Annotated in this window: 23 protein-coding genes; 13 read left to right on the forward strand and 10 right to left on the reverse strand. The window is 71.3% G+C overall.

Annotated features, from left to right (window positions below):
- Positions 1 to 993: an alpha/beta fold hydrolase gene (locus NQO67_RS24150; RefSeq protein ID WP_255952302.1), complete on the reverse strand. Its 993-nt coding sequence runs from the start codon at positions 991 to 993 to the stop codon at positions 1 to 3.
- A gap of 549 nt (positions 994 to 1,542) precedes the next feature.
- On the opposite strand from NQO67_RS24150, the gene NQO67_RS24155 reads away from it, so the two are divergent.
- The 4 genes from NQO67_RS24155 (at position 1,543) to NQO67_RS24170 (ending at position 3,858) form a co-directional block, all read left to right on the forward strand.
- Positions 1,543 to 1,791, forward strand: coding sequence for a hypothetical protein (locus NQO67_RS24155; protein WP_255952303.1), 249 nt, complete (start codon positions 1,543 to 1,545; stop codon positions 1,789 to 1,791).
- A gap of 463 nt (positions 1,792 to 2,254) precedes the next feature.
- Positions 2,255 to 2,899, forward strand: coding sequence for a TetR/AcrR family transcriptional regulator (locus NQO67_RS24160; protein ID WP_255952304.1), 645 nt, complete (start codon positions 2,255 to 2,257; stop codon positions 2,897 to 2,899).
- Between the two features lie 160 nt (positions 2,900 to 3,059).
- Complete coding sequence (locus NQO67_RS24165) at positions 3,060 to 3,287, forward strand: DUF3107 domain-containing protein (protein WP_255952306.1); 228 nt, start codon at positions 3,060 to 3,062, stop codon at positions 3,285 to 3,287.
- 304 nt (positions 3,288 to 3,591) lie between these two features.
- A complete protein-coding gene (locus NQO67_RS24170; RefSeq protein ID WP_255952307.1) occupies positions 3,592 to 3,858 on the forward strand; it encodes a hypothetical protein in 267 nt (88 codons plus the stop codon).
- A gap of 44 nt (positions 3,859 to 3,902) precedes the next feature.
- On the opposite strand, the gene NQO67_RS24175 is transcribed toward NQO67_RS24170, so the two are convergent.
- Positions 3,903 to 4,685, reverse strand: a complete 783-nt coding sequence (locus NQO67_RS24175) for a ferritin-like fold-containing protein (RefSeq protein WP_374119080.1) — start codon at positions 4,683 to 4,685, stop codon at positions 3,903 to 3,905.
- A 395-nt stretch (positions 4,686 to 5,080) separates the two neighbouring features.
- Here NQO67_RS24175 and NQO67_RS24180 point away from each other — a divergent pair, with 395 nt between their 5' ends.
- Positions 5,081 to 6,883, forward strand: a complete 1,803-nt coding sequence (locus NQO67_RS24180; protein ID WP_255952309.1) for a DEAD/DEAH box helicase — start codon at positions 5,081 to 5,083, stop codon at positions 6,881 to 6,883.
- 233 nt (positions 6,884 to 7,116) lie between these two features.
- Positions 7,117 to 7,974 carry an alpha/beta fold hydrolase gene (locus tag NQO67_RS24185; protein ID WP_255952310.1) on the forward strand — a complete coding sequence of 286 codons (858 nt, stop codon included), beginning with the start codon at positions 7,117 to 7,119 and terminating at the stop codon, positions 7,972 to 7,974.
- Between the two features lie 87 nt (positions 7,975 to 8,061).
- On the opposite strand, the gene NQO67_RS24190 is transcribed toward NQO67_RS24185, so the two are convergent.
- On the reverse strand, positions 8,062 to 8,979 hold the full coding sequence (locus tag NQO67_RS24190) for an NYN domain-containing protein (protein WP_255952311.1): 918 nt from the start codon (positions 8,977 to 8,979) through the stop codon (positions 8,062 to 8,064).
- Between the two features lie 309 nt (positions 8,980 to 9,288).
- Here NQO67_RS24190 and NQO67_RS24195 point away from each other — a divergent pair, with 309 nt between their 5' ends.
- Positions 9,289 to 9,447: a DUF8834 family protein gene (locus NQO67_RS24195; protein ID WP_508493662.1), complete on the forward strand. Its 159-nt coding sequence runs from the start codon at positions 9,289 to 9,291 to the stop codon at positions 9,445 to 9,447.
- Between the two features lie 119 nt (positions 9,448 to 9,566).
- Here the strand turns inward: NQO67_RS24195 and NQO67_RS24200 are convergent, their stop codons facing one another.
- Complete coding sequence (locus tag NQO67_RS24200) at positions 9,567 to 10,427, reverse strand: PHP domain-containing protein (RefSeq protein WP_255952312.1); 861 nt, start codon at positions 10,425 to 10,427, stop codon at positions 9,567 to 9,569.
- Positions 10,428 to 10,593: 166 nt separating this feature from the next.
- Positions 10,594 to 11,244, reverse strand: a complete 651-nt coding sequence (locus NQO67_RS24205; RefSeq protein ID WP_255952313.1) for a DUF6758 family protein — start codon at positions 11,242 to 11,244, stop codon at positions 10,594 to 10,596.
- Between the two features lie 220 nt (positions 11,245 to 11,464).
- Here NQO67_RS24205 and NQO67_RS24210 point away from each other — a divergent pair, with 220 nt between their 5' ends.
- The gene (locus tag NQO67_RS24210; protein WP_255952314.1) at positions 11,465 to 12,832 is read left to right on the forward strand and encodes an MFS transporter; all 1,368 of its coding nucleotides are present in this window, start codon (positions 11,465 to 11,467) and stop codon (positions 12,830 to 12,832) included.
- A gap of 67 nt (positions 12,833 to 12,899) precedes the next feature.
- On the opposite strand, the gene NQO67_RS24215 is transcribed toward NQO67_RS24210, so the two are convergent.
- Positions 12,900 to 13,547, reverse strand: a complete 648-nt coding sequence (locus NQO67_RS24215) for a suppressor of fused domain protein (RefSeq protein ID WP_255952438.1) — start codon at positions 13,545 to 13,547, stop codon at positions 12,900 to 12,902.
- A 693-nt stretch (positions 13,548 to 14,240) separates the two neighbouring features.
- Here NQO67_RS24215 and NQO67_RS24220 point away from each other — a divergent pair.
- Entirely contained in the window at positions 14,241 to 15,368 is a 1,128-nt protein-coding gene (locus NQO67_RS24220; RefSeq protein WP_255952315.1) for a magnesium and cobalt transport protein CorA, read from the forward strand.
- A gap of 34 nt (positions 15,369 to 15,402) precedes the next feature.
- The gene (locus NQO67_RS24225; RefSeq protein WP_255952316.1) at positions 15,403 to 15,927 is read left to right on the forward strand and encodes a hypothetical protein; all 525 of its coding nucleotides are present in this window, start codon (positions 15,403 to 15,405) and stop codon (positions 15,925 to 15,927) included.
- Between the two features lie 81 nt (positions 15,928 to 16,008).
- Here the strand turns inward: NQO67_RS24225 and NQO67_RS24230 are convergent, their stop codons facing one another.
- A complete protein-coding gene (locus tag NQO67_RS24230; RefSeq protein WP_255952317.1) occupies positions 16,009 to 16,680 on the reverse strand; it encodes a hypothetical protein in 672 nt (223 codons plus the stop codon).
- A 404-nt stretch (positions 16,681 to 17,084) separates the two neighbouring features.
- Between NQO67_RS24230 and NQO67_RS24235 the strand changes: the two genes are divergently transcribed.
- From NQO67_RS24235 to NQO67_RS24245, 3 genes are all read left to right on the forward strand, one after another.
- The gene (locus tag NQO67_RS24235) at positions 17,085 to 18,428 is read left to right on the forward strand and encodes a magnesium transporter MgtE N-terminal domain-containing protein (RefSeq protein ID WP_255952319.1); all 1,344 of its coding nucleotides are present in this window, start codon (positions 17,085 to 17,087) and stop codon (positions 18,426 to 18,428) included.
- Positions 18,418 to 19,026, forward strand: a complete 609-nt coding sequence (locus tag NQO67_RS24240) for a DUF1003 domain-containing protein (RefSeq protein ID WP_255952320.1) — start codon at positions 18,418 to 18,420, stop codon at positions 19,024 to 19,026. The genes NQO67_RS24235 and NQO67_RS24240 overlap by 11 nt, the downstream gene beginning before the upstream one ends.
- Before the next feature lie 173 nt (positions 19,027 to 19,199).
- Positions 19,200 to 20,333 (forward strand): Mrp/NBP35 family ATP-binding protein, encoded by a 1,134-nt coding sequence (locus tag NQO67_RS24245; RefSeq protein WP_255952321.1) that lies wholly within the window; start codon positions 19,200 to 19,202, stop codon positions 20,331 to 20,333.
- Between the two features lie 121 nt (positions 20,334 to 20,454).
- Here the strand turns inward: NQO67_RS24245 and NQO67_RS24250 are convergent, their stop codons facing one another.
- From NQO67_RS24250 to NQO67_RS24260, 3 genes are all read right to left on the reverse strand, one after another.
- Positions 20,455 to 21,117 (reverse strand): hypothetical protein, encoded by a 663-nt coding sequence (locus tag NQO67_RS24250; protein WP_374119083.1) that lies wholly within the window; start codon positions 21,115 to 21,117, stop codon positions 20,455 to 20,457.
- A 323-nt stretch (positions 21,118 to 21,440) separates the two neighbouring features.
- Positions 21,441 to 21,869, reverse strand: coding sequence for a sec-independent translocase (locus NQO67_RS24255; protein WP_255952322.1), 429 nt, complete (start codon positions 21,867 to 21,869; stop codon positions 21,441 to 21,443).
- Positions 21,870 to 22,174: 305 nt separating this feature from the next.
- Positions 22,175 to 24,487 carry a S1C family serine protease gene (locus tag NQO67_RS24260; RefSeq protein WP_255952323.1) on the reverse strand — a complete coding sequence of 771 codons (2,313 nt, stop codon included), beginning with the start codon at positions 24,485 to 24,487 and terminating at the stop codon, positions 22,175 to 22,177.
- Between the last annotated feature and the right edge of the window lie 295 nt (positions 24,488 to 24,782).

The following is a 24,782-nucleotide window of genomic DNA, read 5'->3' on the forward strand; positions in this document are numbered from 1 at the left end:
TCAGCTCCCTACGCCGGTGCGCCCCGGCTCTTCGGTTTCGTCGGTGTGCGCGCGATCCGCCAGGAACTCCCGTACCGCCCTTGCGACCGTGTGCGGGTACTCCATCATCGCCACGTGCCCGGCGTCCGGCAGGGTCAAGAGCCGTGAATCACGGAACGCCCGCGCTGCCTTGTGGGCCATACGGTACGCCACGAGCTGGTCGCGACGCCCGTACACCAGCAGGGTCGGTGCGAGCACCCGCTCGGCCTGCCGCCACAGCCCGTGCTGGCCGCCCAGCGTGTAGGCGTCGACGATGCCGCGTGCCGAGCGGGCCATGGCGTCCCAGAAGTACGGGAGGGTGAGCCGGTGCTCCATCTCCCGCACCGCGTCCCTGAAGCCCTCCGGTGAGACCCGCGAGGGGTCCCCGTAACACAGTTCCATGACGCCGCGGACCCGCTGCTCGGGCGTCCAGTCCCGGCTGAGCCGGGTGAACAGCCGCGCGACGCCGGGCACCGCGAGCAGCGCGGTGGGCACGGCGCCGCGCTGCACCCGCCACTCGGGCAGCGCGGGCGAGACCAACGTGAGCGTGCGGACCAGATCGGGCCGGAGTGCGGCGACCCGGGTGGTGATCGCGCCGCCCATGGAGTTGCCGAAGAGATGGACGGGGCCGCGTCCCTGTGCGTCGAGATAGCGGATCACGGCCCGTGCGTGACCGGTCATCGAATAGTTGCCGTCGTCCGGCGGCGGGGAGTCGCCGAATCCGGGCAGGTCCAGGGCCTCGCTGTCGACGGTCCCGTCGAGCAGCGCCATCAGGGCCGACCAGTTCTGCGAGGAGCCGCCGAGGCCGTGCACGTAGAGCGCGGGCGGCAGTCCGCTCGCCGCGGGCGGCCTGGAGCGCACCGCGAGGGTGAGCCCTGCCAGCTCCAGCGAGCGGATCCGCTCACCGGCCGCGGCCCTCGTGGTCCCCACGAGAGGAGTGACGGAGGCGACGGCGGGCAGCTCGGTCGAAGACATGCCGCAATGTTACGAGACGATCACACCACGGCTGATGTGTTCGGCGTCACAGGACCACATGGCATGTGGACGACGCGTCTCCTAGGCTCGGAGGAGCGGACGGGCCGGCGACGGCGGGCCGGCAGCTCCGTACGCAGGCTTCAGGCCCAGGCCCGCGGGTCCGGAAGCCCCGGGGCGTCGCCCGCAGGAGCCCCTCCCCCACCCGCCCCGCCCGGCCCGTCCTGGCCCGTGCACGGAGGGCGAGGGTGACGATGCGACGGCGACGGTCCGGCTCCCGGAGCTGGACGGCGTGCCGCCCGCGGCGAACGCAGCAGTACGGGCCGTTCACGCATCAGACGGGAGGTTCCGGGGCACCCACGCACGAGAAGGACGGGAACCACGGACGGACCGCCCCCGGATCGGGACGGTCGAGCGCACGGAGAACGAGAGCACAAGGAAGCCGACGGAAGAAGGAAGAAGACGGAACAAGGGAGCCCCACCAGCCGGCAGGCGCACCGGAAAGCCACGCGAGGAGCCACGCACACGCACTCGGCAAGGGAATGAGGACTGATGACGGTCGACCCCACCGACCCCGACACCATCGACATCGAGAACCGGACCGACATCCCTGAGAACGAGGCGAACGAGCAGCTCGGCGAGGTCTCCGTGGAGGCCCCCGAGGCGGACACCGCCGAGCAGCGCGCGGATCTCGCACCCCGCCATGACGACCTCCAGGCCGCGGACCCGGACAACGCCAACGAGGCCGACCTGGCGGAGCAGGCGCGCATCGTCGAACTCGACGAGGACGACTACCGCTGAGGCCCCGACGCACCGGACCCGGCGGTACGGAGCCCGCGAAGGGTCGGATCACCGATGCCCTCCATCCAGATCCAGGCCAGTGCACGAAGATCGGTCACCGACGGCGATCGTTCGGGCACGACCGCACGGACGCACGACGGCCCGAGGCACCGGCCGGAGACGGCCCGGCGCCCGCGGGTCCTGCGCAGGTCGAAGGCGGTGTGGACGGGGACGGGAACCGGGACCGCGACGCGAAGCGGGACCAGGGCCGGAATCGGGACACAGGCAGGTCACAGTGTTCGCACAGCCGAACAGCACTCGATGTTCACAAGCGGCCTGACCTGCCCACATTTCATCCTCTCTATCCTGCTTTCCGTGCTGTCCGGTACGTGAAATTCTCGACTCTCACCACGCACATCACGGTTACCGAAAAGTACGATGACGGGGCGGCGCATAGAGCGCTGGAATGAACTTGGGAGGCGGCGTGACAGCCATCGAGCAGACAGAGGCGGCTCGTCCGCGCGGGACACGCCTGCCGCGCCGCGCTCGGCGCAACCAGCTGCTGGGCGCCGCACAGGAAGTCTTCGTCGCACAGGGCTACCACGCGGCCGCCATGGATGACATCGCCGAGCGCGCGGGCGTCAGCAAGCCGGTGCTCTACCAGCACTTCCCCGGCAAGCTCGACCTGTACCTGGCCCTGCTCGACCAGCACTGCGACGCCCTGCTGGACTCCGTGCGCACGGCCCTCGGCTCGACGACCGACAACAAGCAGCGCGTGGCCGCCACCATGGACGCCTACTTCGCGTACGTGGAGGACGAGGGCGGCGCCTTCCGGCTGGTCTTCGAGTCCGACCTGACGAACGAGCCCGCGGTGCGCGAGCGCGTGGAGCGGGTCAGCATGCAGTGCGCCGAAGCCATCTCCGAGGTGATCGCCGAGGACACCGGTCTACCGAAGGACGAGTCCATGCTGCTCGCCGTCGGCCTCGGCGGAGTCTCGCAGGTCGTCGCGCGGTACTGGCTCTCCAGCGAGAGCGTGGTGCCCCGCGACACGGCGGTCCAGCTGCTGACGTCGCTGGCCTGGCGCGGCATCGCCGGCTTCCCGCTGCACGGGAACGAACAGCACCGCTGAGCCCCTCCGCACTGGGAGCGGTCCCGCTCCGTTCACCGTCGGGCGCGCTGTTCGCTACCGGCGTGCCCGGCGCGCGGTTCGGTGGTCCCGCTCCGGGCTAGTGTGTGCTGGTACCGCGCGGACGGCCGCGCACACACTGACCGTCGGAGGGACATAAGCCGTGGAGGTCAAGATCGGCGTGCAGCACGCGCCGCGCGAGATCGTTCTGGAGAGCGACCAGAGCGCCGAGGACGTGGAGAGTGCGGTGGCCGAGGCGCTGTCCGGCAAGGCCCAGCTGCTCAGCCTCGTGGACGAACACGGTCGCAAGGTCCTGGTCCCCGCCGCCCGGCTCGCCTACGTCGAGATCGGCGAGCAGACCGTGCGCAAGGTGGGCTTCTCCACCCTGTGACGGGCACCGGCCGCGGGCCGGGCGGGGAGACAGGGACAGACGCATGGAAATGGGGAGCGGTCCGGCTGGTCAGCCGGACCGCTCCCCATTTCTGCGCGCCCGATCGGGTCGAACCGCGCCGCATCTCCGACGGCGTGCCCTCGGGCGCGCTGCGCGCGGCCCGCGCCCCAACGTGCGCCACACCGCCCCGCGTTCACAGTGGCACCACATCTTCCGCACAGAGCAGGGTTGGCTTCCGGGGCGCCTGGGTAGACCGGCTACGACCGATTTGCACCTGCCGTTGGCCGTACGGAAAGGACAGTCGATGATCTTGGAAGCGCTCGGTTCCGGAGTCCTGGGTCTGGCACTTGCCTGGGCTGCGGCCCTGCGCCTGCCACACCGTCTCCCGTCCCGCGCCCTGGTGCTGTCGACCGGTGCGGCGGGCGGGCTCTTCGGCGCGTTCCTGACGCACTCCGTGCTCGGTCCCGGCCATGCGATGGTCACCGTCATAGGCGCGCTCGCCATCGCCGCGGCGCTGCTGTCGTTGCTCCTGCGTACCGGCAACCGACTGGGCCCGTCGGCCCCGGCCTGATCCGGCCGGGGCCCGCAGCGGCTGCTACACCGCCGGATTCGCCACTATGCCGCCAGCCCCAGCGCGGCCATCCGCTTGGTGTGCGCCTCCGTGATGCGGGAGAACATCTTGCCGACCTCGGCCAGGTCGAAGCCGTCCGCCACCCCACCGACCAGCATGGTCGACAGGGCGTCGCGCTCGGCGACCACCCGCTGCGACTGGGACAGCGCCTCCCCCATCAGTCGCCGCGCCCACAGCGCAAGACGCCCGCCCACCCGCGGCTCCGCCTCGATCGCCGCCCGTACCTTCTCCACGGCGAAGCTGGCGTGTCCGGTGTCGTCGAGCACGGCCAGCACCAGCGACCGGGTGTCGGAGTCGAGCCGAGCGGCCACTTCACGGTAGAAGTCGCTCGCAATGGAGTCACCGACATACGCCTTGACCAGGCCCTCCAGCCAGTCCGACGGAGCGGTCTGGCGGTGGAAGCCGTCAAGCGCGGCGACGAACGGCTCCATGGCCTGGGTCGGCTCCTCACCGATCGCGGCCAGTCGGTCACGCAACTGCTCGAAGTGGTGGAACTCGGCGGACGCCATCTTCGCCAGTGCCGCCTTGTCGGCGAGCGTCGGCGCCAGCTTGGCGTCCTCCGCCAGCCGCTCGAACGCCGCGAGCTCACCGTAGGCGAGCGCACCGAGCAGATCCACGACCGCGGCGCGGTACTGCGGATCGGCCGAGGCACGGTCCCAGCCCTGGGCGGCGACCGCGGTGGATTCTTCAGGGGCGTCCGCGGCGTCGGCCGCTTCGGCGCTGCTGTCAGGCTGCTCAGGGTGCTCCGGCGTCGTCATGGACCGCACAATAACCCGACCGCTGCACGGCGGAAGGCCCCTGGTCAAGGAGGACCGGAAGAGGCTTGACCGGGGCCGGTGTCCATGCCGCCGACGACGAGAGTGAGCCATTCGGCCATGGCGAATGCATGATTACGCGGTATGGTGTATTGAGCCCCGCTACATATCAGGCGGAGCTCGCCTCGTCAGAGGATGCGCGGATGCGCGCGGACATGTCGTCCTGCGCAGCGTCCTGCCGCGTTCGCGTACGAGGATGCACAGGATGCCCGGTCGGTGGCCCGATCGGCTCCGACCAGACAGCCCTCCGGGCGGCGCGCCATGCCGGTGTGCGGCAGAGGAGGGGCCCTCAGCGGTACGAGCGCTAGAGCCTCGGCAGTGGTCCCGTGCCACCCGGACCGGCTCATATGCGGCCGGTGACATTCAAACCGGCACGGTCACGACCCCCAGCGTTCGCCTCGCGCCGCGTTCACAGAAGAGGCATCACCCTGAGTACACAGTCTACAGAGCCCACGCAGACCGTCACGTTCCGTGATCTCGGCATCCTGCCCGAGACCGCCGAGGCCCTGGAGGCCGTCGGCATCACGCATCCCTTTCCGATCCAGGAGATGACGCTTCCGGTCGCCCTGTCCGGTACCGACGTCATCGGCCAGGCCAAGACGGGCACCGGCAAGACCCTCGGCTTCGGCCTTCCGGTCCTGGAGAGCGTCACCGTCCCCGCCGACGTGGAGGCGGGTCGCGCCCAGCCCGAGCAGCTCACCGACACCCCGCAGGCCCTCGTCGTCGTCCCCACCCGCGAGCTGTGCACCCAGGTCACCAACGACCTGCTCACGGCCGGCAAGGTACGGAACGTCCGAGTCACCGCGATCTACGGCGGACGCGCCTACGAACCCCAGGTGGAGGCCCTGAAGAAGGGCGTCGACGTGGTCGTGGGCACCCCCGGGCGGCTGCTCGACCTGGCCGGCCAGAAGAAGCTCAGCCTGCGGCACATCAGGTGCCTGGTGCTGGACGAGGCCGACGAGATGCTCGACCTGGGCTTCCTGCCCGACGTCGAGAAGATCATCGACATGCTGCCGACGCGGCGCCAGACCATGCTGTTCTCGGCCACCATGCCGGGCGCGGTCATCTCGCTGGCCCGTCGCTACATGTCCCAGCCCACCCACATCCGTGCCGCCGCGCCCGACGACTCGGGTGCGACCGTCGCGAACACCGCACAGTTCATCTACCGCGCCCACTCCATGGACAAGCCGGAGATGGTCGCGCGCATCCTCCAGGCCGAGACCCGCGGGCTCGCCATGATCTTCTGCCGCACCAAGCGGACGGCTGCGGACATCGCGGAGCAGCTCCAGCGGCGCGGCTTCGCGGCCGGCGCGGTCCACGGCGACCTCGGGCAGGGCGCCCGCGAACAGGCGCTGCGCGCGTTCCGCAACGGCAAGGTGGACGTGCTCGTCTGCACCGACGTCGCCGCGCGCGGCATCGACGTCGAGGGCGTCACCCACGTGATCAACTACCAGTCGCCCGAGGAGGAGAAGACCTACCTGCACCGCATCGGACGCACCGGTCGTGCAGGTGCCTCCGGTACCGCGATCACGCTCGTCGACTGGGATGACATCCCGCGCTGGCAGCTGATCAACAAGGCCCTCGACCTGGGATTCCACGACCCGCTCGAGACCTACTCCACCTCTCCGCACCTCTACGAGGACCTGGGCATCCCCGAGGGCACCAAGGGTGTGCTGCCGCGTTCGGAGCGCACCCGGGCCGGGCTCGCTGCGGAGGAGGTCGAGGACCTCGGCGAGACCGGGCGCGGGCCGCGTGGCCGCGGTGGCCGTTCCGCCCCGAGCGAGCCAGAGAAGCGTGAACGCCCAGCGCGCACTCCGCGTCGTCGTCGCCGCACGCGCGCCGGCGCACCGCTGGATGCGTCCGAGACCACCGGCGCAGCGGAGCAGGCCGGCACCGGCGACGGGGCGCAGAAGGGCGCGGAGCAGGCCGCCACCGTGACCGATGCGGCCGCCGCTTCCGACGGTGCCGTGGCGCCCGCCGCCGACCGTCCCCGGACGCCGCGCCGTCGGCGTCGTACCCGTGCCGGTGCGCCCGCCGGCGACGCAGGCACGGAAACCGTTGCCCCCGTCGCCGAGGAGAGCCGGCCGCGTCGGCGGCGGACCCGTAAGCCCGCGGTCGTGGAGACCGTGCCGGACTCCGCGGAGAGCTGACCGCACACCGGGGGCGGCACGCCCGTCGTCCCCGGTCGACCGTCACATCGCGGGTGACCCTCCCCCACTGCCTCAAAGGCGTGGGAGGTGCCCCCACACTGCCTTAAAGGCGTGGGAGGTGCCCCCAAGCCCACCGCCACCCTCAACCGGGGCCCTGCGGACCGCCCCGGCAACCCGTTCCCGCGGTCCCCGCGGGACTCACCCGAGGGTCCGGGTGCCGATACGCTCGGTGCATGAGCAGGCCCCCGACCTTCGTGCCGCCGCCCGGTGCCATGCCGCGGCGGCTACGTACCGACCGCGGCGACTTCGCGGTCATCGACGCGTCCGCGGGCATGGACCCGCCCAAGGGGACCGTTCTGCTGCTGCCCGGGTACACCGGCAGCAAAGAGGACTTCATCGCGCTGCACGCGCCCCTCGCCGCGGCCGGCTACCGCAGTGTGGCCGTGGACGGACGCGGCCAGTACGAATCCGACGGGCCCGCAACGGACGAGGCCCCCTACGCGATGGACGAACTGGCGCGGGACGTGCTGGCGCAGGTGGCCGCCGTCGGTGCACCCGTGCATCTGGTGGGCCACTCGCTCGGCGGTCTCGTCGCCCGGGCCGCCGTACTCCGTGATCCGGCGCCGTTCCGTTCGCTGACCCTCGTCTCGTGCGGCCCGGGTCGGATCTCCGTGGCACAGCAGCAGCGCGTCCAGCTGCTGCGGGACACCCTCGCCGTGCACAGCATGGCCGAGGTGTGGGAGATCATGCGGAGTCTCGAACCGCCGGAGGAAACGGACACCGACGGCTCGGCCGACCAGGCGGACGTGCTGCGCCGCCGCTGGCTCGGCACCCAGCCCGCCCAGCTCATCGCGACCGGGCGGCACCTGTGCAACGAACCGGACCGCACGGATGAACTGGCCGCTCTGCGCCTGCCCACCCACGTACTGTCCGGCGAGCGCGACGACACCTGGCCGGTACCGGACATGGACACCGTGGCCCGGCGCATCGGCGCCCACCGCACCGTCGTCCAGGGAGCCGAGCACTCCCCCAACACCGACCGCCCCAAGGAGACCGCCGCGGCGCTGACCGCGTTCTGGGACCGTCACTGAGACGGCGTCACCCGGTCCGTCCGGCGACACCCCCACGGCACGGGGCCCCGACGCCCGCGCCGGACCCGTATCAGTGCCGGGCCCGTATCAGTACTGCGCCCGCAGGTGCTCCCAGAAGCCGTCGCGCAAGGCCCGTCGCAGGTCCGCGTGGCCGCGTAGGGAGTACTGGAGCATGCCTTCCGCTTCCACCAGCAGGTCCTGATCGACGGAGCCGGGCAGGTACGGGTACCCGGGCAGCAGCTCCGCGAGGGCGTCGCGGCCACGGGATCCGAGCCAGGTGGCGGCTATCCGGGCGCCGGTGAACCACACGTCCTCACGGTTGGGCCGTGCGACGCCCGTGCCGTCCTGCGTCACCACGGTGCGCCGGGTGACGTACGGTTTGAAGAAGTCCAGCTCGAAGGTGCGCTGGCTGTCGACCTCCCAGAGCAGCGGCTCCGCCTGGTTGCGGCCCTCCGGGGCCTCGACGCCCCACAGGTGGACGCGGGCGCCGTACCCCTGGGCCGCCTCGACCGCGGACACCAGGTCCTCGTCGCCGCCGAGCAGGGCTGCGTCGCTGATGGCGCGGTGCCTGGCCAGCGACTCCAGATCGGACCTGATGAGCGAGTCGACGCCCTTCTGCTGGTTGTTGGCGTTGAGGTTGCCGAGTCGGACCTTCACGTCCGGCAGTTCCGCGATCGACTGCTGCTCGGCGGTGTGGATGCGGCGCCGCGCACCGTCGTACCAGTAGACCCGCAACAGCCTCGAGTCCGCGAAGATCGTGCGGGCCTTGTCGATCAGTGCGTCGATCAGCCCTTCGGTGTCGAGCTCGAAGGAGCGGCGGTCCTCGGTGCCGGCGACCAGCCGACCGGCCGCGGCGTAGAGGTACCCCGCGTCCACGAAGATCGCATGGGTCGACGGGGTCTTCGCCACCTCGGCAAGCATGCGCTCGAGCAGCGCGTTCGTACGCTCGAGGCGCTCCGCGAGCGCCGCGTACGCCGGCTCGGGTCCGATCGGTTCATCGTTCATATGGGGTCATTGTCCGGGCCGCCGCACGGCGGGCACAACCCGGAGCCAGAGCAGTGGGGGCACGGCCACGTTTCGGTATCAGTAATTAGATACTCGAAAAATTTCCTTAGGACAGGGAATGATTGCGTGGGACAATCCGTTGTACAGGTACGAAACGCGATCCACACTGACCTGTACAACTCTTGTACACAAAGTCACGCAATCCGGATGTAACGGACGGGATACGTCCTGGCTTCATACCAGGACAAAACTTCGATCCCGTATCAGCAGTTCTCCTTCAGGAGGATGACCAGACGAAGGGAGAAGCCTGTGCGCTTCGAGATCATGCGCCTGGACGATGTGGACGGGACCGCCGTGGACAGCACGGTGGTGGACGCCGACACCGTCAGCCGGATCGTTCAGCAGGCTGCCGCCTCAGGGCAGCGGCTCTACATCCGCCCCGCCGAATCTCCCGCCACCGCCTCGTAGTACCCACGTCGAGCACCCACGGGCGGGCCCGGTACGCCGGCCCGGAACACGGTGCCCTTACCTGCCGCAGCCCCGCACCCACCAAGGGTGCGGGGCTGCGGCACTCTCGGGCCGCGCGCCTAGGCGCGCGAGGACAACGGACGCGCGCCGGTGGCACGGCGCACGATCTCCTCGTACGCCTCCGGTGCCGTGGTGTGCTCGCCCAGCACGCAGGTCTTCCGGCTGCCGTGGTAGTCGCTGGACCCGGTCACCAGCAGTCCGAGGTCCCCGGCCAGGCCGCGCAGACGGTCACGGGTGGCCTCGTCATGGTCCATGTGGTCGGCCTCCAGGCCGTCCAGACCCGCCTCCGCGAGCTTGGCGATCGACTCCTCCGGCACCACCTGACCGCGCTTGGCGGCACCCGGATGGGCGAAGACGGCGACCCCTCCAGCGGCCTTGATCAGGCGGATCGCCTCGAACGGGTCGGTTTCGTGCTTCTCCACATGGGCGCGGCCGCCGTCCGCCAGCCAGTCCTGCGTGAACGCGTCCGAGACGGTGGCGACGACCCCGTGCTCGACCAGCGCCTCGGCGATGTGCGGCCGGCCCACCGAGCCGTCACCCGCGATCCGCTTCACCTGCTCCCAGGTCACTGGCACACCGAGCGCCTGGATCTTGCCGATGATGGCGTGCGCGCGGGGGGTGCGGTCATCGCGCACCAGCTCACGTTCGGCCAGCAGCGCGGGCTCCTCGGCGTCGAAGAGGTAGGCGAGCATGTGCATGCTCACCCCGTCCAGCCGGCAGGACAGCTCGGCCCCGGTGACCAGCGTCAGCTCCCGGTCGAGTCCGGGCAGGGCGGCTATCGCCTCGGCATGGCCGCGGGTGGTGTCGTGGTCGGTGAGCGCCATGACGTCGAGGCCGGCGGCGGCGGCGTTGCGCACGATGTCGGCCGGGCTGTCCGTACCGTCGGAGGCGGCGGAGTGAGTGTGCAGATCGATGAGCACGACAGGCGCTCCAGGCTCTGACGGGGACATGGGTACCTGAAGAATAGCTGCCCGGAGTGACGGGTCGGGCCGGGGTCCGTGACCGGTCGGCACGGTCCGGGACTGCGCTCGACCAGGAGGGCCCCGGGCGCGCCGGGGTCCACCGGTGCCGACCGCAGGCGGCCGGTCAGTCGCTGTCGGGCGACAGGATCCGCGGGCTCAGCGCGCCGCACGGCAGCAGGTCCACCTCGGCGCCCGCGTCCCGCAGATCGGTCAGCACCAGTTCGTCGTACATCAGCAGGCCCGACTGCTCGGGCCAGACGATCGCCCACAGCCACAGGCCGCACGCCTCGCCCGCGAAGACGGCGCGGTCCTCGGGAGTGCCGTTGAGCAGCCACAGCGGGGTGGGGCGGCCGGCCGCGAGCACCTTGGCCTGGGGCGGCTTCTCCACGTTCAGATACGTGCCGGGGTCGGGCCCGCGGATGCCGGCGTACCGCGCACCCAGGCCCACGCCCAGTTCCTCGGCGACGAGCACCAGCTCACCGACGCCGCCCAGCGGCCCCGGGCCCGAGCAGGCGACAGCGGTGGCCCTCCCGCCGCTTCTGTCGTCGCCGGCGCAGGCCACCCCGGTGAACAACCAGCCGACGGGCAGGGGCCAGGGCATCCAGACCGGGACCCGCGCTCGGTGCACCACGACGCTCAGGCCCTCGACGCTCGGTGGGATGACCGGTTGCAGCGGATGCACCGTCCCGTGCACGTCGCACTGCCAGGAGTCGTCGAAGAGTCCGGGAGCCCTGACCCGGCCACCGCACTTCGGGCAACTGGGTTCGCCCCTCATAAGGCCCAACGGTCCTCCCCGGCCGTCCTCCCGTCAAGGACGATCAACCGAATGCACACCCGTCCGTACGCCGGATCAGCGGACATCGTTACGTGCAATTTGCATCTATTAGCCCACCTAACTTAATGTGTGTATACACCAACCATTTTTGGATCGACCATCGGACGCCGTCCGGCCCGACCGGCCGGTCACCCGTCCGGTGGACTCTGGAGGGCCCAAGATGAGCTACAGGCCGGGAGGGACCACGCACGCGGAAGCCGCAGCCGGGGTCGAAGGCACCGCGAGGGCCCCGCATCCGGGAGGAGCGGTCGCAGCGGCCGAGGACGAGGACCCGTTCGACGCGGGAGCGACCAGCATCCTGCGCCAGCCGAAGGCGGTGTGGGTCACCGCGGGCGCCTCCGTCGTCGCCTTCATGGGCATCGGGCTCGTCGACCCGATCCTGCCGTCCATCGCCAAGGGGCTCCAGGCCAACCCCAGCCAGGTCTCCCTGCTGTTCACCTCGTACTTCCTGATCACCGCCGTCGCGATGCTGGTGACCGGATTCGTCTCCAGCCGGATCGGCGGCCGCAAGACGCTGCTGGTCGGACTCGCGCTGGTGGTGGTCTTCGCGGCGCTCGCCGGCACCTCCCACTCGGTGGGACAGCTCGTCGGCTTCCGCGCCGGCTGGGGACTGGGCAACGCGCTCTTCGTCTCCACCGCCCTCGCGGTCATCGTGGGTGCGGCAGTTCCTATGGGTGCCGCGCGCAGCGCGTCGGTTGAGGGTGGTGGTGGGCGACGGGCGGGAGGCAGCGCGGCGGCGATCCTGCTCTACGAGTCGGCGCTCGGCCTCGGCATCGCCTGCGGGCCGCTGGTGGGTGCGCTGCTGGGCAACATGAGCTGGCGGTACCCGTTCTTCGGCACGGCCGTGCTGATGGCGATCGGCTTCCTCTGCATCACGGCGTTCCTGAAGGACCAGCCACGACCTGCGCGCAAGACCTCGTTGCTCGCCCCGATCAAGGCGCTCGGCCACGGTGGCCTCGCCGCGACCGCGTTCTCGGCGTTCTTCTACAACTACACGTTCTTCACCGCACTGGCCTTCACGCCGTTCGTGCTGAACATGACCCCGTACCGGTCCGGAGCCGTCTTCTTCGCGTGGGGGCTGCTGCTGGCGGTCTTCTCGGTAGTGGTCGCGCCGCGCATGCAGGCCCGGTTCGGGTCGCTGACGGTGCTCGGCGGGTCGCTGGTGCTGCTCGCCGTCGACATGGCGGTGCTCGGATACGGGGACCACACCACGGCGGTGGTGTGCACCATCGTCTCCGGTGCGCTCATCGGCGTGAACAACACGGTGTACACCGAGCTGGCGTTGGGCGTCTCCGACGCGCCGCGGCCGGTGGCCAGCGCCGGGTACAACTTCGTGCGGTGGTTCGCCGCGGCGGCCGCGCCGTTCCTGGCGCCGAAGTTCGAGGAGTGGTTCGACATCCACATCCCGTTCGTGGTCGCGGCGGCGACGTCGCTGGTGGCGGCGGTGATCGTGGTGGTGCGCCGCAAGGCCCTCGTGCACGAGGCGGAGGAGCTGGCCCAGCACCCCGCGCCCGCCGTGCGCTCCTGACCGGGGCGCCGGCGCACCCGGCCCGCCACGCATGTCGATGGCTGAGCCCCGCCCGGTCGGACGGGGCTCAGTCCAGCCGCACGGAGCGGCGCAGCGGATCGCGCAGGTCCACCTCGTGGTCGAGCCACCGGGCGTGCAGCGCCTGCGCACCGTGCACCCGTTTCCAGGCGGCCTCGTTCGGCGTCATGGGCAGCAGCGGCAGGAACCGGACCGGCTCCATGGGTGCCGGCAGCTCCAGGTCGGCAACGAGCCCGCCGGGCTCCGCGACCAGGACCGACTGGAACGGTGCGCCGGACCACAGCGGTCCGCCCAGGTCGAGCGAGCCGCCCGGGGCCACCACAACACCCTCGACCTGGGGCGATGCGGCCAGCACCGCGAGCGGGCGTAGCACCTCGTCGGTGTCGGCGACGCCCGCACGCACCGACAGCAGCAGCTCCGCACGCGGGCCCTGCACCGGATCGGCGAACCCCGCCGCGGGATCGGTCATCGGCTGCGCGGACATGCCCAGTGTGGCGTAGCGCACGATGCCCGACGCGGAAGCGTCGCCCGCGCCGTCACCCGGGCCCGCGTCTCCCCCGCCCGAGGCCGTCCCGGCGGAGTGGAAGCGCAGCACCTCGATGCGGTCCGTACCGAGGAACGTCACCGACGCACGCGCGTCCGGCTCGCCCAGAGCGGCCCGTAGCCGGTCCTCCACCAGCGCCAGAACTTCAGCCATCGCCATGACGCGAGCATATGCAGCACCACGGAAACGCCGCCGGGGGAGGGCGCCGCCAAAGCCTCCCGCCAGGGTCCGCCACGCCCGCCGGCGAGGACTCGCCCTCGGCCCGGAGCGGTATACAAATCAGCAAAGCCGGGATGTGGCACCTCTGACGGCTGATAAGCTTGAGCGCTGGTCGGGGCAGTACGCGACAGAGGCGCAGTGCACGCCCTCCCTTGCGAACCCCGACAACGCGTCCGGCAGGCCCGGCGCACCAAGACTCCCCCACGGGGGACCGGCCGGAGGAGGTGGGGCTGTCATGGATCGAAGTCGACCGTGCAGTACCACCCGCTCTTCCGACCGCTGAGTCGCGCAGCTCCGCACCCTCACGTACGCCCGTACGTCACGTACCGTCCGTACACGGCGGCTGCCCCCTGCACATGCGTCACAAACATGCGGCGCACCACGGAAGAGCGCTTCGTGCCCACCCGGTCCTTAAGCGATCGGTTTGATCTGCATCAGTAGCGCAGCCGCCCACCGTGACGGTGCGGTGCTCCCCGCTTTGTGGACGTGCCAGTCCCCCAGTGCCGAAAGCGCCCTGGAAGGCCCCCCGGTGCCGAACGACCGGGTGGGGCCCCAGTACGCCGGACGTCCTCATTCCGGGTAGTTCCAGCCGGCCGCCGGCGGCCCCGCCCGCGAAGGAGCCTGCCCATGTCGATGATTCGCGACCTGCGTTCCGCCGTCCGTCCCACGCTCCGCAGGGACGGCGCCCTCGCCCCGTACGGGGCCACCAGTCACGCCTCCGCCGCCATGCCGTCCGCCATCGTGGACTGCGCCGTCTACCGGGACGGGCACCGCGTCGCCGCCCTGGGCGCCGTCACGCCCCGCCAGGCGATGCTGGACGTCCGCAGCAACGGCGGCTTCGCCTGGATCGGGCTGCACGAGCCCAGCGAGGACGAGTTCGCCGGGATCGCCGCCGAGTTCGGCCTGCACCCGCTGGCCGTCGAGGACGCCGTACACGCCCACCAGCGGCCCAAGCTGGAACGTTACGACGACACCCTGTTCACCGTCTTCAAGACGATCCACTACGTCGAGCACGCCGAGCTGACCGCGACCAGCGAGATCGTCACGACCGGCGAAGTGATGTGCTTCACGGGCCAGGACTTCTTCATCACCGTCCGGCACGGCGGCCAGGGCTCGCTGCGCGCGCTGCGGCACCGGCTACAGGACGAGCCTGAGCTGCTGGCCAAGGGGCCGTCCGCGGTGCTGCACGCCATCGCCGACCATGTCGTCGACGGCTACCTGGCGGTCGCCGACGCCATGCAGGACGACATCGACGAGGTCGAGACCGAGGTGTTCTCGGCGCCCGGCAAGAACGGCCGGGGCACCTCGCGCGGCGTGGACGCCGGCCGGATCTACCAGCTCAAGCGCGAAGTGCTGGAGTTCAAGCGGGCGGTGGCACCGCTGGCGCGACCCATGCAGTTGCTCAGCGAGCGGCCGATGCGGCTGGTCGACCCGGACATCCAGAAGTACTTCCGTGACGTGGCCGACCACCTCACCCGCGTACAGGAGCAGGTCGTGGGCTTCGACGACCTGCTGAACTCCATCCTCCAGGCCAACCTCGCGCAGGCGTCCGTCGCACAGAACGAGGACATGCGCAAGATCACGTCCTGGGCGGCGATCATCGCCGTGCCGACGATGGTCTGCGGCGTGTACGGGATGAACTTCGACCACATGCCCGAGACGCACTGGCGGTTCGGCTACCCGCTGGTCATGGGGATCACGGTGGCCATCTGCTACACGATCCATCGCACGCTCAAGCGGAACGGATGGCTCTGAGTGCCCGTGCGGGCAGCCTCACTACCCTGGTCACATGAACGCTGAGCTGCTCGGCCGCGCCCTCGTCGAGGAGGCCACGAAGAAGTCGGCGCTGATCTGGGTGACCGGCACCGGCCCCTGCCGGGCCCTGTGGCACGTCTGGCACGAGGGCGCCGCCTGCCTGGTGGGCGACGGCCCCGGTGAGCAGCCGCTGCCCGGACTCCCCGACCAGGGCCGCGCCACGGTCACCGTGCGCAGCAAGGACAAGGGCGGCCGGCTCGTCGAATGGGACGCGAAGGTCGTGGAGCTGGCCCCCGGCTCCGCGGCGTGGCAGGCCGCGGTCGCCGAGCTCAAAGGGAAGCGGCTGAACGCGCCGGACGGCGAGGCGATGGTGGAGCGATGGGCCCGGGAGTGCCGTGTGGTGCGCCTGGAGCCCCTGCCGGAGCCGGTGCGGACGGATTTCCCGGCCGAGTCCCTGGCGGCGCCTCCGCCCGCCACCTCGGCCACCACACGGGTGCCGCTGCCCGCCGGGGTACCGCGGCTGCTGCTGCGGGGCCGGCGCAGGCGCCGCACCCCCTGACGGGCCGGCGCACGCGCGCCCTGCGCGGTCCACGCTCCGTGCGGCAGCGGTCCGGGGCGACGCACACGCCCTCGGTCGGGCTCAGGACGTCGGCAGCTGCTGCCCGTAGTCGACCATGTCGCCCTTGGCCGGCTCCTCGAGGGAGAACGACTTGTTCCACTCCGTGAACGTAAGCGTGCCGGCGCCGCCGGCGCGCTGGAGGCGGATCGGGACCGGGGTGTCCTCCAGGGAGACGTCGAGGATGCCGCCCGCCCCGTCGTCGCCCTTGATCTCGATCGTGCGTATGCCCTCCGTCTCGCCGTGGTCGCCCTTGCCCAGCGAGCCGTGCAGGGTGAGCACCCCGTCCAGCAGCACGTCCTTGTCGGTGAAGCCGGACAGCTGCTCGTAGGACGCGTCGCCCTTCGGCACCCGGACGTACTTGCCGCCCAGCGCCTTGGCGGCGGCCGTGTCCGTACCGCCCTTGCCCCCCTTGTCCTTCCACCAGCTCGCGTCCGCCTTGAGGAAGAGGTGGTCGCCGACCCGCAGCAGCCGGAAGGTGCTGCCCTTGGTGGTGACGGAGCCGGTGCCACCGCTCGCCTTGAGCCGCATGTCGAGCCGGTAGGTGCCGTCCTTGCTGACCACCGTGCCGGCCAGCCGTACCGCTGAGGCGGCCTTGGCGGCCTTCTGGGCGTCCTTCTGGATCTGCGCGGGCTCCAGCTTCCCCTCGCCGTTGGTGTTCGCGTCGGGGTCGCCGGAGCAGCCGGCGAGCACCATCCCCGCAACGATCAGCCCCGCCCCCAGCACACCCGTCCTCAGGCGTGCGACAGGACGAAGACGGCGGCGGGAAATCGATGTCACGTGAAGGCTGCCTCTCGTCCGGATCGATCAGGAGCGGCGTGGTCCGGGCGGCGACTCGGGGCACCCGCGCCCGGCGGCAGTACGGCAGCGTACCGGGGCGCCCCGAGCCCGGCCGCAGCAGCATGACCAGCGCTCTCGCGGAACGCCCGCCAAGGCGTACCGGACCAGGACGGACTAGCCTGAAGCGCGTATTGGTCGACAATGCACCGATGTGACCCCGCCCCGCCCATCCGGCCGGCCCGGACCAGCCCGGCCGCCGACCCACCGCGGCAGACCGCCGCGGCACCGCGCATCGCCCGTGGCGGAAGGAGGCGTGCAGCATGGCGGCAGGCGCCACCCGGATCTTCGTCTCGCACCTGGCCGGCATCGCCGTGTTCGACCCGAACGGCGATCAGGTCGGGCGGGTACGGGACCTGGTCACCATCCTGCGCCACCAGGAACCCCGCGGCGTGCCCGCCGTGCCCGCCGCCGACGGCACCCGCCGGGAGGCCCTGGCGCGCCGGCCGCCCCGACTGCTCGGCGTCGTCGTCGAGCTGGTCAACCGTCGACGGATCTTCCTGCCCATGACCAGGGTGACCAGCATCGAGGCGGGCCAGGTCATCACCACCGGCGTGCTGAACATGCGCCGCTTCGAACAGCGCCCGGCGGAACGGCTGGTCTTCGGTGAGCTGCTCGATCGCCGGGTGCGCCTGCTCGAGACGGACGAGCAGGTGACCGTCCTCGACCTGTCCGTGCACCAGGTCTCGGCCCGCCGTGACTGGGAGATCGACCGGGTCTTCGTCCGTAAGGGCAAGGCCGGCGCGTTCCGGCGGCACAAGGGCGAGACGCTGACGGTGGAGTGGTCGGCGGTGACCGGGTTCTCGCTGGAGGAGCAGGGCCAGGGCGCCGAGAACCTGCTGGCCACGTTCGAACAGATGCGCCCCGCCGACCTCGCGAACGTGCTGCACCACCTCTCGGCCAAGCGCCGTGCCGAGGTGGCGGCGGCCCTCAACGACGACCGGCTCGCCGACGTCCTCGAAGAGCTCCCGGAGGACGACCAGATCGAGATCCTCGGCAAGCTCAAGGACGAACGCGCCGCCGACGTCCTGGAGGCGATGGACCCCGACGACGCGGCCGACCTGCTCGGCGAGCTGCCGGACGACGACGTGGAGCGGTTGCTGACCCTGATGCGCCCCTCCGACGCGGCCGACATGCGGCGCCTGATGGCCTATGAGGAGCGCACCGCGGGCGGTCTGATGACCACCGAACCGGTGGTGCTGCGACCGGACGCGACGGTCGCCGACGCGCTCGCCCGGGTCCGCGAGGAGGAGCTGTCACCGGCGCTCGCCGCCCAGGTGTACGTGTGCCGGCCGCCGGACCAGACCCCGACCGGCAAGTACCTGGGCACCGTGCACTTCCAGCGGCTGCTGCGCGACCCGCCGTTCACGCTGGTCGGCTCCCTGCTCGACCAGGACCAGGACCTCCAGACGCTCGGCCCTGAGACACCGCTGCCCGCGGTGGCCGGCTTCTTCGCCACCTACGACATGGTGGCGGCGCCGGTCGTCGACGAGAGCGGGGCGCTGCTCGGCGCGGTCACCGTGGACGACGTGCTGGACCACATGCTGCCGGACGACTGGCGGGAGAGCGAGTACACGTGGCCCGAGGAGGTGCACGATGGCCCTTGACCGCGACCTTCGGGATCAGCGCGACGTACGCGGTGAGCCGGTGCGCCCGTCGCGGGGCCGCATGGACCAGCCGCTCGTGCCGCGCCGCCGGCTGTTTCCGGAGTACGACCCGGACGCCTTCGGGCGGCTGTCGGAGCGGATCGCCCGGTTCCTCGGCACCGGGCGGTTCCTGGTCTGGATGACCTTCACGATCATCGTCTGGATCGCCTGGAACGTCCTCGCCCCGCCCTCGTGGCGCTTCGACGAGTACCCGTTCATCTTCCTGACCCTGGCCCTGTCCCTCCAGGCCTCCTACGCCGCCCCGCTGATCCTGCTGGCCCAGAACCGCCAGGACGACCGGGACCGGGTCAACCTGGAGCAGGACCGCAAGCGCAACGAGCGGTCCATCGCGGAGACGGAGTACCTGAGCCGCGAGATGGCGGCGCTGCGCACCGGCCTCGGCGAGGTCGCCACTCGGGACTGGATACGGTCCGAACTGGAGGACCTGGCGAGGTTGCTGGAGACGACCGGGGCAACCGCGGACGGAGCCGGTGCCGACGCCCCGTCCGCACCCCCCGGCGGGGGTGCGGAGCGGCGTGGATCACCACGCCGTCCGTGACCTGGGACACAGGCGTCACTGCTCCCTCCACCAGCCCCGAGGACATGGCCGGCCCTCCCCGGACGTCCCCAGTTCCCACCTCCCCATCGAACGCACTTCGAGCCACGTACCGCCCACCCGTCGCCCACCACCACCCTCTACAGACGTGCTTCGCACGCCGTACCCTGTTTCGTATGGTTACGGAAGACGCGGTGCGCGAGGCGCTGGCTACGGTGAAGGACCCCGAGATCCAGCGGCCCATCACCGATCTGGGGATGGTCAAGTCCGTGGAGGTCGGCGCCGACGGCGCCGTTGCCGTCACGGTGTATCTCACGGTCTCGGGATGCCCGATGCGGGAGACCATCACCCAGAACGTGACCGATGCCGTCGCCGCCGTCGAGGGCGTCACGCACGTGGGCGTCACGCTGGACGTGATGAGCGACGAGCAGCGCCGCGAGCTGGCGACGTCGCTGCGTGGCGGCCAGGCCGAGCGCGAGGTGCCGTTCGCCAAGCCGGGCTCGCTGACCCGGGTGTACGCGGTGGCCTCCGGCAAGGGCGGCGTCGGCAAGTCGTCGGTGACGGTCAACCTGGCCGCAGCGATGGCCGCCGACGGCCTCAAGGTCGGCGTGGTCGACGCGGACATCTACGGGCACAGCGTCCCCCGCATGCTCGGCACCGACGGCCGTCCCACCCAGGTCGAGAACATGATCATGCCGCCGTCCGCGAACGGTGTGAAGGTCATCTCGATCGGCATGTTCACGCCGGGCAACGCGCCGGTCGTCTGGCGCGGCCCGATGCTGCACCGCGCCCTCCAGCAGTTCCTCGCCGACGTCTACTGGGGCGACCTGGACGTGCTCCTGCTCGACCTGCCGCCCGGCACCGGCGACATCGCGATCTCGGTGGCCCAGCTGGTGCCGAACGCCGAGATCATCGTCGTCACCACCCCGCAGCAGGCCGCTGCCGAGGTCGCCGAGCGGGCCGGCTCGATCGCCGTGCAGACCCACCAGAAGATCGTCGGTGTGATCGAGAACATGTCGGGCCTGCCCTGCCCGCACTGCGGCGAGATGGTCGACGTGTTCGGCACCGGCGGCGGCAAGACCGTCGCCGAGGGCCTGACCAGGGCCACCGGTGCCGAGGTGCCGGTGCTCGGCGCCATCCCCATCGACGTACGGCTGCGCGAGGGCGGCGACGAGGGCAAGCCCGTCGTGATCACCGACCCGGACTCCCCCGCGGGTGCGGCGCTGCACGAGATCGCCGCCAAGCTGGGGGCCCGCGAGCGCGGGCTCGCAGGGATGTCCCTGGGCATCACGCCGCGGAACAAGTTCTAGGGCTGTTCCAGAGCCCGTCTCCCGGGCTCTCGCGCGGGTTCCGGGCTCTCGCGCGGGTTCCGGGCCCGCTCCGGTTCGCCCGCGCCCTCGACGGGGCGCGGGGAACTGAGCGGGCCACCCGTCAGCCGTAGGCCCTGATGTCCGTGATCACCGAGAAGCCGACGCCGTACGCGCTCATCCCGCGCCCGTACGCGCCCAGGTGCACACCCGCTTCGGTGGATCCGGCCAGCACCCAGCCGTACTCGGACTCGCGGTAGCGGAACGGCGTCGGCTGGCCGTCCACCGGGAGCGAGAGCACGGCCCAGTCGGGGCCGTGCAGGTCGTCGGCGAGCACCCAGGCGGTCTCGGTCTGCTGGTCCAGCCAGTCGTCGCGCAGGGTGTGGTCCATCTGGCCCGGCCAGGTCATGGTGAGCAGCCCGACGCCGGCGAGCCAGGCCGCCGAGGAGACCGAGGTGGCCTCCAGCACCCCCGATCCGTCCGCGCTGCGCCGTACGGGGTTGGCGGCTACGGTGACGACGACGGCGAACCGCTCTCTGTCGTCCCCGCTGCCCTCGCTGCGGACGAGGGGCTCGTCCCCGTGCCCGATCGAGCCGTGCTCCACGGAACCGTCCGCCGACGTGCCGACCTGCATCAGCCAACGCGGTCCGGTGAACGCCTCGTCCAGGCCGTACCAGGGGAACGTCGCCATGAGGAAGCCGTCGGCAGGGCGCCGGGCAGCCGTGGAAATGTCCGGTCCGCTGCGTGTCGTGGGCGACTGATCGCCCCATCGACTCGTCATTTCCATCTGGCCGCGTGCCTCCTTGTTCACGTTCGGAGCCCGGCGGCCCGCCCCTCTCGGGCGTTCCCCCGTCAGCTCCACACACCAACAAGGCAGAATAGCCACCCGAAAGAGCTGATCAAGGAAAACCGGTCGGCCGGTGACCAGCTCACCCGGTCGCCGCCACGGACCGCCGCCGGCCGGGTCATAATGCCCCCCCCGATCAGCCGGGGCGCCTTCCCGAACGGTGGCTCGGGCGCGTCAACCGGCGACTCGGGACGTCAACCGGCGATTCGGAACGTCAACGGCGGCTACCTATGCCGTCGACGGGCCGGGCCCGGTCCCAGGCCTCAGGTGGCGTCGGCGTCGAACGGCGGGGGCTCGCCGTGATCCGGCTTCTTGGTCATGTCCACGCGTCCGCCTGACCCGCCGGAGCCCGTGGCCCGGTCGTCGCCGCCGCGCCCGTGCACGGCGTCCGCGACGTCGGCCATCTCCTTCTTCAGGTCGAAGCCGTTGCGGAGTTCCTTGAGCCCGAGGTCCTCGTTGTCCAGCTGCTTGCGGATGAACGTCTTGGGGTTGAGGTCCTCGAACTCGAAGTCCTTGAACTCCGGCCCCAGCTCGTTGCGGATGTCCTGCTTGGCGCTCTCCGAGAACTCCCGGATCTTGCGGATGGTCCGCGAAATATCCTGGATGACCTTGGGTAGCTTGTCCGGACCGAAGACGAGCACGGCGAGGACGATGAGCGTCACTACCTCAAGTGCGCCTATGTCATTGAACACCTTGCAGCTCCTCGCGATGTCCTCGGCCCGCTGGAGGTACCGCCCACGCCCTCAGGGGTGGGGGAAGGTCGTCCATGGCGGTCGTCCGTGACAGCTCTTCTTCATGGTCTTCTGACAGCGTCTTCGGACCAGCTCCACGGTACCTGGGGAGCCGGCCAGTCCGGTACTGCCCCGGGCCTCGGCCCGGGGCAGGATCGCCACCACATTCTCGGATGATTCATAACTGAATCTCCGAATTTTCCGTTTCAGACACTTCAACTCTTGATTCCGTTATGCCGCCATAATGGCATGTGCGAACGCGCGTCTCAGTCGCCCTTCTCGGTGCCCAGCACCAGCGTGACCTCGTGCGTCGAGCCGCCTCCAGCCGTGTCGCCCCCGTCGCCGGTGGCGTCGTGCCGCAGGGTCAGCTCCAGCTTGTCGCCGGGGCGGTGGGCACGGATCCGAACGATGAGTTCCTCGGCCGAGTGCACAGGCACGCCGTCCACCTGGGTCACGACATCGCCGGCCCGGATGCCGGCCTGGTCGGCAGGGCCGCCCTCGGTCACCGCCGGGCCACCGCTGTTCCCCTGGTCGGCCACGCGGGCGCCGTCGCCGGAGTAGTCCATGTCGAGGGTGACACCGATCACGGGATGTGTGGCGCTGCCGGTGTTGATCAGCTCTTCGGCGACGCGCTTGGCCTGATTGACCGGGATGGCGAAGCCCAGGCCGATGGAGCCCGCCTGGCCGCCCTCGGAGCTCTCACCGCTGTCGGCGGAACGGATCGCGCTGTTGATGCCGATCACCCGCGCCTTGCTGTCGACCAGCGGGCCACCCGAGTTGCCCGGGTTTATCGGGGCGTCGGTCTGCAAGGCGTCCACGTAGCTGACGTCACTGCCGTCGCTGTCCTCGCTGCCCGCGGTGGTGATCGGACGCTCCTTGGCGCTGATGATCCCCGACGTCACCGTGTTGGCCAGGTCGAACGGGGCTCCGATCGCCACCACCGGGTCGCCCACCTGGACGTTGTCCGAGTTCCCCAGGGGCAACGGCTTGAGCCCCGAGACACCGGAGACCTTGATCACGGCCAGGTCGTAGCCGCTGTCGTGGCCCACCACGCTGGCCTTCGCGGTCTGGCCGCCGCTGAACGTCACCGAGATCTCGCCGTGGGAACCCGCGGGCTGTATGACGTGATTGTTGGTCAGGATGTGCCCCTTGCCGTCGAGCACGAACCCGGTGCCGGTGCCCGCCTCGGTGTCACCCCGGACGTGGATCGTCACGACGCTCGGCAGTGCGCTGGCGGCGATCCCCGCGACGCTGCCCGGGGCCCGGTCCTTCGACTCCGCGCCGGCCTGCGGCAGCGTGATGTCCGAGTCGCCCGTGCGCTCCAGGTACGACCCGAGCGCGCCACCGATCAGCCCGGCCACCAGCGCCACGATCGTGAGCACGAGCACCGCGCTGCGGCGCCCACGCTTCGGATCCCGCGGTGCGGCCCCCGTCTGGTGCAGCGGCGCGGCCCACGGATCGTACGCGGGCCAGCGCCCGCCGGACATCACGTCCTGCTCCTCCGGCACCCCGGCGGCCTGCGGATCCGCGAACCCGGGCGTTGCGCCGGGCGCATACGGGATCGCGGGGGCGGGTTGCGGTGCGCCGGGGTCCGGGAACTGGGCGGGTGGCGCCGCCCCCGGGTCCACGAACTGCTGCGGTCCGGGGGGCTGGGGCGGCGCGGCCGGGGCGTGTCCGGTTGGCGCTTGTCCCGTCGACAGGTGTCCGGTTGGCATGGGTCCGGTCGGGGCATGTCCGGTTGGTGTGTGTCCGGTCGAGGCGTGTCCCGCGGGTGCGTGTCCCGCCGGTGCCTGCGGCGGGACCGTGGCGTACGGCGCCGGGGCGGCGGGGGCGGCGCCGACCGGCACGCCGGTGTCGTACGACGGCGCCGGGCCGGGCACCGGTGCGCCGTGCGTGGTGGTCGTCGTCAGCTGCGGCGGGAGCGTGGTCCCCTGGGCGGGCGTCGCCCCGGGGTGCTGCACCGGGGGCGCCGGCGCCCAGGGCCCCGGCTCCCCGTACGGCGGGGTGCTGTACGGGTCGGGGTCGTGTACGGGGCGGGGGCGCTCCGCCGGGGCCGCGGGGGTTCCCGCCGCAGCTGCGGGGTTGTCCGGGACGTCCCGGGCACCGGCGGCTTCGTGTGCGTCCGTCGGGGCCGACGGAGCCGGCGGAGCCGGCGGGCCCACCAGGGCCGTGGAACCGGTCGCATCGGTCGCGCCGGTGGACTCGGCAGCATCCGCTGATTGGCTGGAAACCGCCGGTTCCGGTGCTGTCGCGGCACCGGTCGCGGTCTTGCTTGTCCCGGGTTCCCCGGTCCCGGACTCGTCGGTCCCGGACGCGTCGGTCCCGGATGCCTGGGTGCCGGACGCGACGGAGGTGGGCCGTGCCGGCGCCACGATGTAGTCCCCGGAGGCGTCCGGGGCTTCCGGGGCGTTCGAGGTGTGGATGTCCGGGGCGACCAGGGTGTCCGGAGTCGTCGGACCGTCCTGTGCCTCGGGCGGGCCGGAGGGTCCGGCGGGCCCGCTCCCCTGCGGGGCGTCGTCCGGCGCGCTCGGCCGGGGACGGCTCCACCACTTTGCTTTCGTGGGCTTCCCCTCGTTCATGATCTCCCCAGGGCCTGGCCTGCGGCACGGCTTCGGCCGGCCGCTCGGCGGTCACCGCTTAAGCGACTGCGGACGCCGCGCGCGGGCGAAGCCGCGCGGCATATCCACGCAGGATTCAATCAGGTCCGCGCCACCCATCGGTACGTCCCTGGTCCGGACCTCGCCCTGACCTCGATCCGGACCTCGTCCCGACCTCGCCTGGTCCTCGTCCTGCCCGCCGCCCACGACCAGTTCGACCCGCGGCGTGCGCCGGTGCACACGCCACGGGTCACTGGTACGGGCTCATCCGCCACGG

The organism is Streptomyces odontomachi, from assembly GCF_024435355.1.
Lineage (GTDB): Bacteria > Actinomycetota > Actinomycetes > Streptomycetales > Streptomycetaceae > Streptomyces > Streptomyces odontomachi.